Annotated in this window: 14 protein-coding genes and 1 riboswitch; of the genes, 12 read left to right on the forward strand and 2 right to left on the reverse strand. The window is 35.5% G+C overall.

Annotated features, from left to right (window positions below):
• Positions 1 to 18 precede the first annotated feature (18 nt).
• A riboswitch (SAM riboswitch) is annotated at positions 19 to 126 on the forward strand.
• 66 nt (positions 127 to 192) lie between these two features.
• From C1638_RS13505 to metF, 9 genes are all read left to right on the forward strand, one after another.
• Positions 193 to 1,131, forward strand: coding sequence for an alpha/beta fold hydrolase (locus C1638_RS13505; protein ID WP_109621700.1), 939 nt, complete (start codon positions 193 to 195; stop codon positions 1,129 to 1,131).
• Between the two features lie 4 nt (positions 1,132 to 1,135).
• Positions 1,136 to 2,674 carry an ACT domain-containing protein gene (locus C1638_RS13510; protein WP_109621702.1) on the forward strand — a complete coding sequence of 513 codons (1,539 nt, stop codon included), beginning with the start codon at positions 1,136 to 1,138 and terminating at the stop codon, positions 2,672 to 2,674.
• A gap of 102 nt (positions 2,675 to 2,776) precedes the next feature.
• The gene (locus C1638_RS13515) at positions 2,777 to 3,937 is read left to right on the forward strand and encodes an O-succinylhomoserine sulfhydrylase (RefSeq protein ID WP_109621704.1); all 1,161 of its coding nucleotides are present in this window, start codon (positions 2,777 to 2,779) and stop codon (positions 3,935 to 3,937) included.
• A gap of 32 nt (positions 3,938 to 3,969) precedes the next feature.
• A complete protein-coding gene (locus tag C1638_RS13520) occupies positions 3,970 to 4,362 on the forward strand; it encodes a four helix bundle protein (RefSeq protein ID WP_228428154.1) in 393 nt (130 codons plus the stop codon).
• Positions 4,337 to 5,347 (forward strand): homocysteine S-methyltransferase family protein, encoded by a 1,011-nt coding sequence (locus tag C1638_RS13525; protein WP_109621706.1) that lies wholly within the window; start codon positions 4,337 to 4,339, stop codon positions 5,345 to 5,347. Before C1638_RS13520 ends, C1638_RS13525 begins: the two co-directional genes overlap by 26 nt.
• A gap of 83 nt (positions 5,348 to 5,430) precedes the next feature.
• The gene (locus C1638_RS13530; protein ID WP_109621708.1) at positions 5,431 to 6,522 is read left to right on the forward strand and encodes a fatty acid desaturase family protein; all 1,092 of its coding nucleotides are present in this window, start codon (positions 5,431 to 5,433) and stop codon (positions 6,520 to 6,522) included.
• 5 nt (positions 6,523 to 6,527) lie between these two features.
• Positions 6,528 to 9,188, forward strand: coding sequence for a methionine synthase (gene metH / locus C1638_RS13535; protein WP_109621710.1), 2,661 nt, complete (start codon positions 6,528 to 6,530; stop codon positions 9,186 to 9,188).
• Between the two features lie 7 nt (positions 9,189 to 9,195).
• Positions 9,196 to 10,362, forward strand: a complete 1,167-nt coding sequence (locus C1638_RS13540; RefSeq protein WP_123838378.1) for a hypothetical protein — start codon at positions 9,196 to 9,198, stop codon at positions 10,360 to 10,362.
• A 44-nt stretch (positions 10,363 to 10,406) separates the two neighbouring features.
• The gene (metF, locus tag C1638_RS13545; RefSeq protein ID WP_109621714.1) at positions 10,407 to 11,366 is read left to right on the forward strand and encodes a methylenetetrahydrofolate reductase [NAD(P)H]; all 960 of its coding nucleotides are present in this window, start codon (positions 10,407 to 10,409) and stop codon (positions 11,364 to 11,366) included.
• 54 nt (positions 11,367 to 11,420) lie between these two features.
• Here metF and C1638_RS13550 read toward each other — a convergent pair whose 3' ends face one another.
• Together C1638_RS13550 and C1638_RS13555 are read right to left on the reverse strand one after the other, a co-directional pair.
• The gene (locus C1638_RS13550) at positions 11,421 to 12,128 is read right to left on the reverse strand and encodes a hypothetical protein (protein ID WP_109621716.1); all 708 of its coding nucleotides are present in this window, start codon (positions 12,126 to 12,128) and stop codon (positions 11,421 to 11,423) included.
• A gap of 94 nt (positions 12,129 to 12,222) precedes the next feature.
• Positions 12,223 to 13,374 (reverse strand): hypothetical protein, encoded by a 1,152-nt coding sequence (locus C1638_RS13555; protein ID WP_109621718.1) that lies wholly within the window; start codon positions 13,372 to 13,374, stop codon positions 12,223 to 12,225.
• Between the two features lie 100 nt (positions 13,375 to 13,474).
• Between C1638_RS13555 and folE the strand changes: the two genes are divergently transcribed.
• The 3 genes from folE to cysS all read left to right on the forward strand — a co-directional run bounded on the left by folE (position 13,475) and on the right by cysS (position 16,163).
• On the forward strand, positions 13,475 to 14,143 hold the full coding sequence (folE, locus tag C1638_RS13560; RefSeq protein ID WP_076353379.1) for a GTP cyclohydrolase I FolE: 669 nt from the start codon (positions 13,475 to 13,477) through the stop codon (positions 14,141 to 14,143).
• A gap of 2 nt (positions 14,144 to 14,145) precedes the next feature.
• Positions 14,146 to 14,577 carry a DinB family protein gene (locus C1638_RS13565; RefSeq protein WP_109621720.1) on the forward strand — a complete coding sequence of 144 codons (432 nt, stop codon included), beginning with the start codon at positions 14,146 to 14,148 and terminating at the stop codon, positions 14,575 to 14,577.
• A gap of 119 nt (positions 14,578 to 14,696) precedes the next feature.
• The gene (gene cysS, locus C1638_RS13570; RefSeq protein WP_109621721.1) at positions 14,697 to 16,163 is read left to right on the forward strand and encodes a cysteine--tRNA ligase; all 1,467 of its coding nucleotides are present in this window, start codon (positions 14,697 to 14,699) and stop codon (positions 16,161 to 16,163) included.
• Positions 16,164 to 16,849 lie beyond the last annotated feature (686 nt).

Genomic DNA, 16,849 nt, shown 5'->3' on the forward strand with positions numbered 1-16,849 from the left:
TTCATTCAAATATTGAAAATGTTATCAAGAAAGGTTGAGGGATTAGACCCTATGAAACCTTAGCAACCCTTTGCGCAAGCAAAGAAGGTGCTACGTTCTACCAAAATTATTTTGGACAGATAACTTACTGAAGTTCTTTTCAGCCATTTCTTGTGGCATTTTCAATTGTATTAAAATAATAATATAATAGAATTGAAAACAGAACTAAACTATATTAATCTTTCGTATCAAACCTATTCTCAAAAGGAATACAATATCTCGTTAAGCTATGAGCTTTTCGGGAAAGACCTGTTTACAGCACCTATTATTTTAATTAACCATGCCTTAACCGGGAATTCAAATGTATCCGGAGAGAAAGGCTGGTGGAAGCAACTGGTAGGCGAAAATCAGATTGTTGATACGAATAAATACACTGTTCTGTGTTTCAATATCCCCGGAAACGGATATGATCATTTTTTAATTGAAGATTATGAAAACTTCACCCCATCAGATATAGCCAATCTATTTCTGAAAGGGCTTGAAGCTTTACATATCAAAAAACTATATGCCATTATTGGTGGCTCTCTTGGTGGAGGAATTGCATGGGAAATGCTTGCAAAGAAGCCTAAACTTGCGGAAATTTTCATTCCTATAGCCTGCGATTACAGAACTCACGATTGGCTTCATGCACAATGTTTGGTTCAAAAATTTTTATTGAATGATAAAGATGAACCATTACAAAAAGCAAGAATTCATGCCATGCTGTGTTATAGAACTCCAGAATCTCTTAACGATAGATTTCAAAATAAATACAATAAGGAAAAGCAACGCTTAGAATCAGAAGACTGGTTGGTTTATCATGGTAATGCATTAAACGAAAGATTTAGTTTACAAGCATACAAGCTGATGAACCATTTGCTGATGAATATTAATGCTGATGAAGCTGCACTGGAGAAAATAGAAGCACGAATGCACATGATCTCCGTAGATACAGACTTATTCTTTCCTGCTTCTGAAATCCGAATGTGTTTTGAGAACTTAAAAAAGAAAAAAGAGAATATTTCTTATCACGAGATCCAATCTATGCACGGGCACGATGCCTTCCTAATGGAATATCAACAATTAAATAATATCATAAAAAATATTTTATAGAGTAATGAAAAAAGCTAACGAAATAAAGTTTTTAAAGAACAGGTCAATCGTCAAATTTGAAGGAGAAGATTTCTTAGGAGAAATCGGGATTGACGGACGAATTTTTAAGGCGCTTACTTTAGCGCGTATTAGTGTAGGAGTAATCTCTCAGCAAGCTATAGAAAACGGAATCTCTATTTTGGTTCAGGAAAATGATGCAGAAAAAGCAGTCGCTTGCCTTATAGATGAATTTGAAGCAGAAAGAAAATCAGGAAAAGTTTCACAAATCTATAGTATTAATAATGTTTCTGTTATTGGTTTTGTAGCAGAAGACTTCAATAAAGTTTTTGCTGAACTGGCCAGAAACAACGTTTTCCCATTACTTTTAAATCAGGTAGCAGGAGAAAACAGAGTGAATATTGTGGTGACTTCTTCACAGGACGAAAAAACAAAAAACATCATAGAATCTGAAATCTTCAAAAAGCCAAAGCCCGTTCATCTGGCAATTATTGGTCATGGTAATGTAGGGAAAACTTTGATAGAACAGGTTCTGGAATCTTCAGAAGAAATTAAAAGACGTAAAAAAATAGACCTAAAGGTTGTTGCAGTAGCTAATTCAAAGAAGATTGCTTTCAACAAAAAAGGTTTTGATGCCAACTGGGCAGATGAGGTTTTAACTGCAGAACACTCATCAAGCGTTCAGGAATTGATTAATTTTTCTAATGAAAATCAATTGGAAAATCTGATTGTTGTGGATAACACAGCAAGTAAGGACTTTGTTAAGAACTATCATGCTTTGGCTGAAAACGGATTTGATTTAGTCTCTTCCAACAAAATTTTCAACACACTTCCTATCGAAGAATATAGAAAACTAAGATATACGTTAAGCAAAAATAACAGACGTTATCTGTATGAAACCAATGTAGGAGCAGGACTTCCGTTAATTGATACCATCAAATTATTACACCTTTCAGGAGAAAATATAACAAGAATTAAAGGAGTATTCTCCGGAACATTGAGCTATGTTTTCAATAATTTTTCTTTGAGAAATGACAAATTCTCAACGATCATTAATGAAGCTTTAGAAAAAGGGTATACAGAACCGGATCCAAGAGAAGACCTATCTGGAAATGATGTGGCAAGAAAATTATTGATTTTGGCAAGAGAGCTGGATCTAATCAATGAATTTGACGATATCAATATTCAAAATCTGGTTCCGGAAAGTTTACTTTCAGTTTCAAAACCAGAATTCCTTTCCAGACTTGAAGAATTGGATGAAGAATACCAAAAAATTAAAGAAAATCAGGAGCCTGGTCATGTATTGAGATATGTTGGTGATTTACATGGTGATCTACAGAAAGACAAAGGTGAGTTGGATGTAAAACTGATTTCTGTACCTGCTACTTCAGCTTTAGGACAGTTGAAAGGTTCCGATTCCATCTTTGAGATTTATACAGAAAGCTATGGGGAAAACCCAATTGTAATTATGGGAGCCGGAGCTGGAGCACAGGTAACTGCAAGAGGAGTGTTCGGAGATATTTTAAGAGTAAGTGAAACAAAATAAACTAATGTAACAATCTAATAATAATGGTTGTGGCTATTCTGAGCGTAGCGAAGAATCTCATTGTTACACTGTTAGATTGTTACATTGACAAATTAAAACTATATGGAAAATTTTGAAACATCAGCAATAAGAACCCAAACTGAAAGATCTCAGTTTGACGAGCACTCTACACCATTATATCTTACATCCAGTTTTATTTTTCAGGATGCTGAGGATATGAGAGCAAGCTTTGCTGAAGAAAAACCTAAGAACTTATACAGCCGATTTTCCAATCCTAATGTAACTGAGTTTACAGATAAGATTGCAAAAATGGAAGGCGCAGAAGCAGGATATGCATTCGCTACAGGAATGGCTGCCATCTATTCAACGTTTGCAGCTTTATTGAATGCAGGAGATCATATCGTAAGCTGCCAGTCAGTTTTTGGATCTACACACACTTTATTTACCAAGTATTTCCCAAAATGGAATATTGAAACTACCTATTTCAAAGCTGGAGATGCAGAGAATGTTGAGAAATATATTAAGCCTAATACAAAGATCTTATATCTTGAAACTCCTACCAATCCGGCTATAGAAATTCTTGATTTAGAGTTTTTCGGGCAGATTGCTAAAAAGCATAATTTGATATTTATTGTAGATAACTGTTTTGCAACACCTTATCTTCAGCAGCCTATTAAATATGGTGCAGATGTTGTTGTGCACTCTGCAACAAAGCTGATTGACGGACAGGGAAGAGTGTTGGGAGGAATAGCAGTAGGTAGAGAAGACCTGATTAGAGAAATCTATCTTTTCGCGAGAAATACAGGACCTGCGTTGTCTCCTTTTAATGCATGGGTATTATCAAAAAGCTTGGAAACATTGGCTATCCGTGTAGAAAAACACTGTGAAAATGCCTTGAAAGTTGCTGAGTTTTTAGAAAGCCATCCCAACGTAGAATTGGTAAAATATCCATTCCTGAAATCTCACCCAAGCTATGAAGTAGCCAAGAAACAAATGAAGCTTGGTGGAAATATTGTTGCCTTTGAAATTAAAGGAGGAATAGAAGGTGGAAGAAACTTCCTGGATAAGATACAAATGTGTTCACTTTCGGCCAACCTTGGTGATACAAGAACGATCGTTACACATCCGGCATCCACCACGCACTCCAAATTGTCAGATGAAGAAAGAAACGAGGTAGGAATTACAGCAGGATTGGTTCGTTGCTCTGTAGGATTAGAAAATGTAGAAGATATCATTGCAGATTTAAAACAGGCTTTAGACTAGTTGAAAGATTATAGTTGACAATTGATACATAGATGATGAGTAGAGACTGTAAAGAACTAGAAGCTTGGATGGAAGGGAAAAAGCTGGTAAGCCTGGCTTATATTTTGACCACAAGCTTTCCTAAGAAAGAATTATCAGGTTTAACCAATCAGGTAAGAAGAATTGCGACTTCAGTTCCATTAAATATAGCTGAAGGATACGAAAGAAGAACTTCTAAGGACGATGCATTACAATTTCTGCATACTGCTCAAGAATCTCTCTATGAATTGGAAACTAAATTTTGTATCGCCTTAGATCAGGAATATGTTTCTAATGTGAATTTTGAAATGATCAGTAAAAAAATTCTCTTATCTAAAAAATTGATTAGCGGATTTATAAATTATTACAAAAAGACAGAAAATGAAAAATTCAGAACAATTATATAAAGCCTTATCCGAAAGAATTTTAATTCTCGATGGGGCAATGGGAACAATGCTTCAGAGGTATAAGTTCGAGGAAGAAGATTACCGTGGTGAGCGTTTCAAAGACTGGGAACATCCGGTAAAGGGAAATAATGACTTACTTTCCCTTACACAGCCTCACGCCATTGAAGAAGTTCACAAAAAGTATCTGGAAGCAGATGCAGATATCATTGAAACCAATACATTCTCCGGAACTACAATTGCCATGGCAGATTATCACATGGAAGAACTGGTATATGAACTGAACTATGAGTCTGCTAGGATTGCCAGAAAAGCCTGTGATGAATATACAGCCAAAAATCCTGATAAACCAAGATTCGTAGCTGGATCTATTGGGCCTACAAACAGAACGGCGAGCTTAAGCCCGGATGTGAACGATCCTGGATATAGAGCTATCACTTTTGAAGAACTGAGAGTTGCCTACAGACAGCAATGTGAAGCATTATTAGATGGAGGTTCGGATATCCTGTTAGTAGAAACCATCTTTGATACATTGAATGCCAAGGCAGCTTTGTTCGCCATTGATGAATTGCAGGAAGAAAGAGGAATTAAAATTCCAATCATGGTTTCAGGAACCATTACCGATGCTTCAGGAAGAACATTGAGCGGCCAGACAGCAGATGCTTTCCTGATCTCAGTTTCTCACTTGAATTTATTAAGCGTTGGATTCAACTGTGCACTGGGAGCAGATCAGTTAACACCTTATCTGGAAACATTGGCCCATAATTCAGAATTTTATATTTCAGCGTATCCAAATGCCGGTTTACCCAATGCTTTCGGAAAATATGATGAAACTCCGGAAGACATGGCCAGACAGATCAAGGAATATGTGGAAAAAGGATTAATCAATATTATCGGAGGCTGTTGTGGTACCACACCGGAACACATCAAGGCAATTGCTGATCTTGTGAAAACTTATCCACCAAGAAAATTGAAAGAATTTGTATGATTTGATAGATTTTTTTAATTAAAATCAATAATGTGGGCTGAATTATAAATATTAACTTTAAATAAATCATAAAGTCTATTATAATGGAAAAGCCGATTTATTTAAAAGATTCAGATGATATAAAACTCTTTAATGAATTAAGAAAGAAAGTGAACCAACGAATAGAAGCAATTCCTAAAAACAGGGATCTCTATATTCAGATAAAAGCGGTGATTTTACCCTTGATGTATGTAGGTTTATATTTTGTAGCGATTCTTAATGCAGGCAAGCCTTGGGTTTATATATTGAGTTTTGTATTCATGGGAATTTCTTTGGTTTTGATTTATTTAAACTTAATTCATGAAGCAGCCCATAATAATATCTATAAAAGCAAAAAGCTGAACGGATTGGTATTGCACTTTTTTGATTTTATAGGAGCCAATTCCTATATCTGGAAAAAAAGACATATCGCAAGCCACCATGCTTATCCTAATGTAGATGGATGGGATACAGATATTGAGCAGAGTGGTTTACTTTTAATAGTACCATGGATAAAGGCAAAAGGAGTTCAGAAGTATCAGCATAGGTTTTTCTTTTTAGTATATCCGCTGTATTTATTCAACTGGATGTTCATAAGAGATTTTAGAGACTTCTTCGACAAGGAAAGAGTGATTTTAAAAACCCAGGGAAGAATACCTGTTGCAGAAAAAATAAAGATGGTTACTTATAAACTGTTTTACTTTTTTTATCAGATTATTATTCCTGTGTTGTTCTTTAAAGTATCAATTGGTTTGGCTTTAGGAGCTTGGTTTTTACAGGTAATTGCAGCAAGCATCTTTGCATTGTTTGTTTTATTACCTCTGCATCCGCTTCCTGATAATGCTTTTCCAAAATTGAATAAAGATAATGGACTTCCATTTAGCTGGCTTCGTCATCAATTTGAAGTGACAAATGATTTAAAAGAAAATAACTGGATTGTAAGAAATGTATTAGGGAACTTTAATTTTCATGTAGCTCATCATCTCTTTCCTAACTACAGTTATATGTATTACAATGAGATCACAGAAGAAATAGAAGAATTTGCTAAAGAACACCACTTGGCATACAAAAGATTTCCGCTCTTAACCGCTTTAGGTAAGCACAGGGATTTATTGAGGCAGAATGCAAACAATGCCTACTATATTTTAGAAGAATAAAATAGATGAAGTATTTAAGATTATCAGGCCTTGAGCCTCTTATCATAACACCGGAGAGTAATTTCATCAATGTTGGTGAAAGAACTAACGTTGCCGGTTCCAAAAAGTTTTTAAGACTAATTAAAGAGGAGAAATTCTCTGAAGCATTAGATATTGCCCGCCATCAGGTAGAAGGAGGGGCACAGATTCTTGATGTCAATTTTGATGATGGATTGATTGATGGAAAAGCATCCATGGTTAAATTCCTGAACTTAATTGCTTCAGAACCGGATATCGCAAGGATTCCTATTATGGTAGATTCTTCCAAATGGGAAATTTTGGAGGCAGGTCTTCAGGTTGCCCAAGGGAAATGCGTGGTAAACTCCATCAGTTTAAAAGAAGGAGAAGAAGAATTTATCAAGCATGCAAAAGCAATCAAAAGATATGGTGCTGCCGTTATTGTAATGGCATTTGATGAGGTAGGGCAGGCTGACAATCTTGAACGAAGAATCGAAATCTCAAAACGTTCTTATAATATTTTGGTCAACCAAATCGGTTTTCCCGCAGAAGATATCATTTTTGATTTAAATATCTTCCCGGTTGCAACAGGTATGGATGAGCATAGACGAAATGCCATCGAATTTATAGAAGCAACCCGATGGGTAAGACAGAACCTACCTTATGTCTCTGTGAGTGGTGGAGTAAGTAACGTTTCTTTCTCATTCCGTGGAAATGATACGGTAAGAGAAGCTATGCACTCGGTATTCCTTTACCATGCCATTCAGGCCGGGATGAATATCGGTATTGTAAACCCTGCGATGCTGGAAGTTTATGATGAAATTAATAAAGAGCTTTTAGCACTTGTAGAAGATGTAATTCTTGATAAAAGAGAAGATGCTACAGAAAGGCTTCTCGATTATTCTGAAAAACATAAATCAGTTAAAAAAGAAAAGACTGAAGATCTGGAATGGAGAAACAATCCATTGCAGGAAAGAATTACCTATGCCTTGGTAAAAGGTATTGACCGTTTTATCGAAGAAGATGTGGAAGAAGCCAGACAATCAGCTGTACGACCGCTTCATGTCATAGAAATTAATCTGATGACCGGAATGGGAGTGGTAGGAGATTTATTTGGAAGCGGAAAAATGTTTTTACCACAGGTGGTGAAGTCTGCAAGGGTAATGAAAAAAGCAGTGGCTTATTTACAGCCTTACATTGAAGCCGAAAAAGACGGAACAAGGCCTGCAAATGGGAAAATCTTAATGGCTACTGTAAAAGGAGACGTTCATGATATAGGTAAAAATATTGTGAGCGTTGTTTTGGGTTGTAACAATTATGAAATTGTTGACCTTGGAGTAATGGTACCTGCGGAAAAGATTATTCAGACAGCCATTGCAGAAAAAGTAGACGTGATAGGATTAAGCGGATTGATTACGCCAAGTCTGGATGAAATGGTGTACATCGCATCAGAATTAGAAAGACAAAATTTAAATTTTCCTTTATTAATCGGTGGTGCAACAACTTCAAAAGCACATACCGCGGTGAAAATTGATTTAAAATATAAAAATGCAGTCGTTCACGTGAATGATGCCTCCAGAGCCGTAAACGTGGTAAGTTCATTGCTAGGGGACAGAAATAAAGAATATGTTTCCGACTTAAAGAACGATTATTCGGATTTTAGAGAGAAATTTCTGAACAGACAGGTGGATAAAGATTATGTTTCCATTCAGGAAGCAAGAGAAAATCATTTTAAAATTGATTGGGAAAACGAAGATATTTTCACACCAAATAATTTGGGAATAACAGTAGTTGAAAATCAGGATTTGAATGAACTTCTTCCTTTCATCGACTGGTCACCGTTTTTCAGAAGCTGGGATCTCCACGGGAAATATCCAAATATTTTAGAAGATGAGGTCGTAGGAGTGCAGGCAAAAGAACTTTTCAAAGATGCTCAGGTTATTTTAAAGAGAATTTTAGATGAAAAACTCTTAACAGCAAAAGCCATCTTCGGAATTTTTAAAGCCAATGCCAATGAAACGGATGATATCCTAATTTTTGATGAAAATAATAATGAACAGGCCAAATTTTTAACCTTAAGACAGCAGGCTCAAAGATCAAAAGGAAAAGATTATCTTGCATTAAGTGATTTCATTGCACCACAAAGCTCCGGAAAAACAGATTATGTAGGAGCGTTTTGTGTAACCACAGGTTTTGGAACAGATGAGCTGTCTGCTGAATATGAAAAAGCCAATGATGATTATAACTCCATCATGGTAAAAGCTTTGGCTGACCGTTTTGCAGAAGCCTATGCCGAATTTTTACACAAAAAGGTAAGAACAGAATATTGGGGGTATGCAAATCAGGAAAGTTTAAGCAATGAAGAGTTAATTGCTGAAAAATATAAAGGAGTTCGTCCTGCACCAGGTTATCCGGCTTGCCCGGACCACTTAGAAAAGCAAACGATCTGGGACCTTTTAAAAGTAGAAGAAAATATTGGAGTATATCTTACCGAGAGCTTAGCGATGTTCCCGACTGCGGCTGTTTCCGGATATTATTTCGGAAGCCCCCATGCAAAGTATTTCGGTTTAGGAAAAATTACAGAAGATCAGCTTAAGGATTATGCAGAAAGAAGAGGTTGTAGCATTCAGGAAGCGAGAAAATGGTTGTCACCAAATTTAGCAGATTAAAATTGACATGAAGATAACAACTAAACTATTGCCTATAATTCTCAATATTCTCAGTATTTGTGTCCTGTTTGTATTACTTTTTCAGAATGCGACTTTTCTATTGAGCCCTTCTTTTGATAAATTTGTTTTTAATTCAGATTATTTTATCAACTATACTTCTGGGTTTATAAAAAGAGGGTTAGATGGGCAACTTATTTATACCATTACAGCATGTACTGGTTTTTCTCCTATCAATATTCTGCGTGTACTCTATCTTATATTTTTTGTATCACTGTCAGGTATTGTTATTAATATTTTGTACAGATCTAAAATATCTTTATTTTATATTTTTTCTCCATTTTTGTTCTTATTCCCTTTTGTTTATTTCCAGCTATATCATATTTCAAAAGATGTTGAGGTGCTCCTAATAGCCTATATAGTGCTGTATCTTTTTATAAATGGTAAATCAAAATGGTTATTGAATATTGCCCTGTCTTTAGGGATTCTGGCGCATGAATCCATATTCATTTTCTTGTTTTTCCCGCTTTTACTCATTCAATTATTTTATATTGGTAAAGGGAGCGTGGTACAGAAACTTTTAAATTTTGGTATATCCTTGGCGCCTTCCATTATCATATTTTTGCTGATATTTCTGAAATTTAACGGCTTATCAAATAATATCCAGATTATTTATGATTCATGGAAGCCTTATAGTACCTATTTACAAGATGTACGTTTCAATTCAGGATTGTTTGACGGAAGGCCAAGACTGATCTCAGACATAATTAAAGAATCCTATAATATGATTGGTTTAGGACTACTTATTGGGATCAACTTTGTATTCATAACAGCAGGAGCTTATCTCTATTCCCGTCAGAATTTTCTCGTATTGCTGGGGATTGCATTACTTCAGATCATTCCGGTTGTCATCCTTTGTGCTATAGCTTCTGATTTTGGAAGATGGTTCTTTTTGTCTAACTCTATTTTGTTATTTTCTATGTTCTTACTTCAAGGAAAAGCGTCGTCAGTGAATTTCTCCTGGGGGAGTGGTCATTTTCTTATGCGAGTCTATGAGGCGATCTCATTTCCGATGGTTTGTATCCTTTTTGTATTGGGAGGGATGCCTTATTTAGGCTTTAATATCTATAGATATTTCTATTCAAACCCAATTAGAATAATTCTTGACTGGCTTTAGTATTTAATTGAAGCATAGAAAATTAAAATTTTAAAATTTAATAAATGAAAATTACAGATCATATAAAAAATGCAAATGGAAAAACTTTATTCTCCTTAGAAGTGGTTCCGCCACAAAAGGGGATAGGTATTGAAGATCTCTATACAAACATAGATCCTTTGATGGAGTTCAAACCACCATTCATTGATGTAACCACTTCAAGAGAAGAATACATCTATCTAGACAAAGGAAATGGTTTGATGGAGCGCCGTATCACAAGAATGCGCCCCGGAACACTGGGGATTTGTGCCGCCATTCAACATAAATATAATGTAGATACAGTTCCACACTTACTTTGTGGAGGTTTTACCAAAGAAGAAACAGAATATCTTCTGGTAGACTGTATGTATCTTGGAATTGATAATGTAATGGCCTTGAGAGGAGATGCCATGAAAGGACATCAGTATTTTGAGCCTACACAGGGCGGTCATGCCAGTGCAATGGATCTTGTTAACCAGATTAATAATTTAGGAAGAGGAAAATATCTCCACAATGAAGAGCAGGTTTGTGATGAACTTAATAAATTCTGCATTGGAGTAGCAGGGTATCCCGAGAAACATATGGAAGCTCCATCCATGAACTATGATCTAAAATGGCTGAAACAAAAAGTAGATGCCGGAGCAGATTATATTGTGACCCAAATGTTTTTTGACAATAAAAAGTATATTGAATTCGTTCAGAAAGCAAGAGAAATGGGAATTACAGTTCCAATCATTCCGGGAATTAAACCGATTGCCACCAAAAAGCATTTGAAAATTCTTCCTCAGGTATTCAAGATAGATCTTCCGGAAGAACTGATTACTGAAGTGGAAAATGCTAAAAACAATGAAGCCGTAAAGCAGATTGGAATAGAGTGGTCCATTGCCCAGTGCAAAGAACTTCTGGATTTTGGAGTTCCTGTTTTACACTTTTACTCTATGGGAAAGAGTGATAACATTAAAAAAGTAGCCGGAGAGCTATTCTAATAAAAGTACCAAAAATGAAGGAGACCCTGTGAATTTTCACAGGGTTTTATTTTTTTATTGATTTAAAAAGTTGACCAATTTAATCAGATCTTCTTCTTTATTCAGTTTAATAGAGTTCGATGTAAAGAATGCCTCTATAGCTTCTTTTTTTTCAGGGAAGAATAACAGAATATCTTTCTCCTTTTTAGTTTTTCTAATGAGCCCTTTTGTTGTTTTAATATAATAAACAGGATCCAGTGTTCTAAAGAAAGCTGCTTTCTCCGATGCGTAGGAATTGGCTGCAGGAACAACATCGTTAAACTTAGTTTTTACTTTTTTATAAAGGGTATTGCTTCCATGAACAAGTTCAAAAAAATAACCGCTTAGTTCATCATTGGTATCTAATAATACAATGGTACTTTTAGGTGAAGCAATTTCAATTCTGGAAAACTTTTCCTCCTTAGGAAGTACAAGCGGTTTTCCGTCTTTCTGAAACTCCACTTCATCCAAATAACTGTTATATCTTACGGCCGCTTTTTCATAGTTGTCTGAAATTTTAGCAAGCTGAAATTCGGTGTTGTAATAAGGAGAACCAATAATCTCATCATATTTTAATGATCTCCCTGAGTTTTCAGACTTTACTCCAAATACAGCATGATCTCCTCCAAGGCTATTGACCGAAAGAGTACTTGAATAACCAGATTTATAACCGCTTGGGGTAAAGTTTTGTGAATAAGTGATACTAAAAGATATTAATAAAATACTAATAATAACTTTTTTCATTTTTATATAGTTTATTTTAATTTTTTTCAAAAAATACAAGTCCTATTCTTCCATTGGTGAAAGAATGAGATATTCAGAACAAAGAATAGCTGAATTATAAATAGGGATGTCTTTCAAACGTTTTATTTCTGTCAAACAAATACCGGTAAGTAGCCAGTTTTCTAGTTACGGTTGTATCAAGAGTTTCTGCAATCTTGATCATTTTTGGGTTGAAATCACCAATCCATTGAAGCTCAGTCATCTTAAAGTCTGTATGCTTTCTCAAATGTTGTGTGCCTTCCCAGATCATATAGCCGTCAATTCCTTTTCTTTGCCATTCAGGAACCACTCCGAAGACAAGGCCTACCATTTTTTCATTCTTTTTAAATTGCTTCAAAAAGAGCAGCTTAAGCTTTTCAAAAATTCCAAACTTTCCGTTGAGGTATTTAAACCATTGATTCAGATCCGGAATATTGATCCACATGGCAATAGGTGTTTCATTTTCATAAACAAACCAGGAGATATGTTCATTAATAATAGGCTTCATCGTATTGAACATTTTCAGGACCTTGGCTTCTTCTAGTTGCTTTCCTTCTCCATGAGAAGCCCATGCTTTATTATAAACTTCTGTAAAGTCTTTTGCAAACTTTTCAAGGTTATTCTTTTTCATTGGTTGCGCAGAAATAGCAGGATTTCTCCTGTTTCTTTCATAGGCAATGGTAAAAACCCTTGAAACTTCAGCAAAAATGGGTCTTGTAAAGCAAAGCTGTTCAAAATAAACTTGTAGACCATAATTCTCAAAAAGGTCCTTGTAGTAAGGGAAGTTGTAGTTCATTCCAAACAAAGGCTCTTCGAAGCCTTCAATCAAAAGCCCCCAGAATTTATCCCGTTCCCCAAAGTTAATGGGGCCATCCATGGCTTCCATTCCTCTTTCCTGAAGCCAGTTTTTGCAATGATCAAAAATGAAATTAGCAGTGGACTGATCATTGATACAGTCAAAAAAACCGAATCCTCCCGTTGGTTGATCCTGTTCATAGCATTTATTGATAAAAACAGCTACTTTACCCACTGTTTTATGATCTTTTTTAAACAAAAATCTTTTACACTCTCCACCCTTGAAGAATTTGTTCTTTTCAGGGTTGAAAATCTCCTCAATGTGGTTGTCTAAAGGCCGTATATAATTTTTGTCGTGTTGATAAAGTTGTGTCGGGAATACTAGAAATTCCTTTTTCTGGTGTTGGTTTTGTACTTCTTCGACAATAATCATATGTTTTCTAATCAGAGTAGGTTATAAAAGATAACGTTTTTCATCCAATTGAAATCGATGAAACAATATTATCCGTATTTTTGCTGCAAATTAAATAAAAATGGTTGATTTTACTGATAACGACGATGATATTTTCACTGGAAAAGAACATACGCCTATAAGGAAAGATGCTTTTGATAAATCGCCACAGGAAAAAATAGAAAAAATTACTGAGCTTTTTGGAGAGATAATGGAAACATTAGGGTTAGATATGACTGATGACTCTCTAAAAGACTCTCCGAAGCGTGTTGCCAAAATGTATGTGAATGAGATTTTCGGAGGACTTCTTCCTGAAAATAAACCGGGAATTTCTACATTTTCAAACAAATATAAATACCGTCAGATGTTGGTGGAAAAAGATATCACCGTATATTCTTTTTGTGAACACCACTTTTTACCAATTATAGGAAGAGCACACGTTGCTTATATCTCAAACGGAGAAGTGATTGGTCTTTCAAAGATCAACAGAATTGTGGATTATTATGCAAAAAGACCACAAGTTCAGGAAAGACTGACAATGCAGATTGTAGATGCCTTGAAAGAAGCGTTGGGAACAAAAGACGTTGCCTGTATCATTGATGCAAAACATCTTTGTGTAAATTGCAGAGGAATTAAAGATACTGCAAGTTCTACCATTACAGCAGAGTTGAGTGGTATATTCAGAACAAACCCAATTACAAGGCAGGAATTCTTACATTATGTAGGAAGCCATGCTAAACTAGATTATTAGTAATGAACTATCAGATCCTTAAGAATATTGTAGATACTGAATTTCAGAGATTTCAAACAATTTCTGAAGAAGAGTGGGCATATAAGGCTTCACCAGAGAAATGGTCTAAAAAAGAAATTATAGGCCATCTTTGTGATAGTGCTTTTACAAATATCCGTAGATTTGTAGTAACTCAATATAAAGAGAACGAGAATATTGTATATGATCAGAATGCTTGGGTAAAAGCTCAGAACTATCAAAAGGTTCCAACATCAGAGCTGATTACCCTTTGGAAATCTTTGAATTATCAGATTGTTCATGTAGTAGAAAATATTCCTGATGAAGCTTTACAGAAGACTTGTGATACAACCAAAACAGAACCTCAGGTCTTTACACTGAAATTCATCATTAAGGATTACATAGATCATTTGCAGCATCACTTAGAAACTATTTAATTATGATACAATTTAAAAAAGTTTCAGATAAAATTTTTATTGCAACAATTATTTGTTGTAGTCAAATTATTTTGACTAATTTTTAAAACTTAATTATTTGAATCTTTGAACTAAAAAAAATGCAATTAAAAATCTATAACTCGCTTACAGCGGAAAAAGAAATATTCAAACCTATTTTAGACGGAAATGTTGGAATGTATGTCTGCGGACCTACAGTGTATAGTAATGTACACTTAGGAAACGTAAGAACTTTCCTTTCATTCGATTTTATCTACCGTACCTTAATACATTTAGGGTATAAAGTGAGATATGTAAGAAATATTACCGATGCAGGACACCTTACCGATGATGGAAATGTTGATAACGACAGATTCGTAAAACAAACCCGACTTGAAAAGTTGGAACCAATGGAAATTGTACAAAAATATACTGTTGATTTTCATAAAGTTTTAGATATGTTCAACCTGCTTCCTCCAAACATTGAACCTACTGCAACAGGTCATATCGTAGAACAGATCGAGCTTACACAAAAATTAATAGAAAGAGGCTTTGCCTATGAAAGCAACGGTTCAGTATACTTCGATGTATTAGAATACAACAAAAGAGGATTGAACTATGGTGAACTTTCAAAACGTAATATAGAAGAACTTTTCGCAAATACCCGTGACCTTGACGGACAAGGAGAAAAGAAAAATCCTCAGGACTTTGCCCTTTGGAAAAAAGCCTCTCCAGCCCACATTATGAGATGGAATTCCCCTTGGGGAGAAGGTTTCCCTGGATGGCATCTTGAGTGTACAGCAATGAGCACTAAATATTTAGGTGAAACTTTTGATATTCACGGAGGAGGAATGGATTTGAAATTCCCACACCATGAATGTGAGATCGCACAAGGGAAAGCTTGCAATGATGCAGCTCCGGTAAACTATTGGATGCATGCTAACATGCTGACAATGAACTCTCAACGTATGAGTAAGTCTACAGGAAATTACATTCTTCCAATGCAATTGGTTACAGGAGATAATGATTTCTTTGAAAAACCTTTCCATCCGTCCATCGTTCGTTTCTGTTTCTTACAGGCACATTATAGAAGTGTTTTAGATATTTCCAATGATGCCATGATTGCCAGTGAGAAAGGATTTATCAGATTAATGGAAGCTGTGAAAGTATTGAATTCAATCACTCCTAATGATGAAAAGCCGTCAGGTTTTAACCTCGCAGACTGGAAGAATAAATGTTATGAAGCTTTAACAGACGATTTCAATTCTCCAATCTTAATTGCTCACCTATTTGAAGCAGTGAAATACATCTTTGCTTTAAACGATGACAAAGAGACCATCTCAACAGAAGATCTGGAAGATTTAAAATCAACCTTAAATGCCTTTATCTTTGATGTGTTGGGGTTACAGAATGTAGAAGAAAATAACAATGAAAAGCTAGACCAGACATTGAAAGTTTTGATCGAACTTAGAAATCAGGCAAGAAAATCCAAGAACTTTGACCTTTCAGACCAGATCAGAGACAAGCTACTAGCTGAAGGTATTGAATTAAAAGACGGAAGAGACGGAACATCTTATGTTCTGAGCTAAAAATATAAACTTTGGTTTTATCATGATTCCGTAAGGATTCCCTATTTAGGATTCTTACGGAATTTTTTTATTTACCATATATAGTACAACAGCTCCGACTTTCTGTGCTAAGGTATTTTCCAGTAATTATATCTATTAGGAGCTTTTTCCTGCTCTCCACTTCTACTCCTCGCGCGAATGCTTTCCAAAACCAAGGGCCACTGCCTCTCCAAGACAAGCTGTGGGGTAACCGTTTCTATCAGGGCTAGGGAAGAGGTCATACAAAAATACATCTCTTATACGCCCATCCTAATATAAAGCCCCGACCATTCAGCTTTAGCTACACCTTACATATTAAAGATGATATCCTGATAAAGTAGGAGAGAGGTTATTACCACCCTCCTTATATATTATATAGATATATCTTCCATTCCCGATCCTTTATATAATGACTGCAAACATCCCCATTTATCCTCCCCATCCCCATTCCTTACTCCAGCGTTCTGTTCCCCCAAACATTTGTTTAAAATTTTTCTCTCTGCGTTCCAGTGTCTTAAGGTAAAATATGAACTGGATATGAATTTTATGTTAAATAAGTTTGCGAGTTGTGGTATAAGTTTCTATCTTTGCCCCACTGAAAACGAGAGTACATTCAGTAGCGCAGAAAGCCTTTAGATAGGCGTAAACATAATAGACTACGAAAGAAC

It is taken from the genome of Chryseobacterium oncorhynchi, from assembly GCF_002899895.1.
GTDB classification, from domain to species: Bacteria; Bacteroidota; Bacteroidia; order Flavobacteriales; family Weeksellaceae; genus Chryseobacterium; species Chryseobacterium oncorhynchi.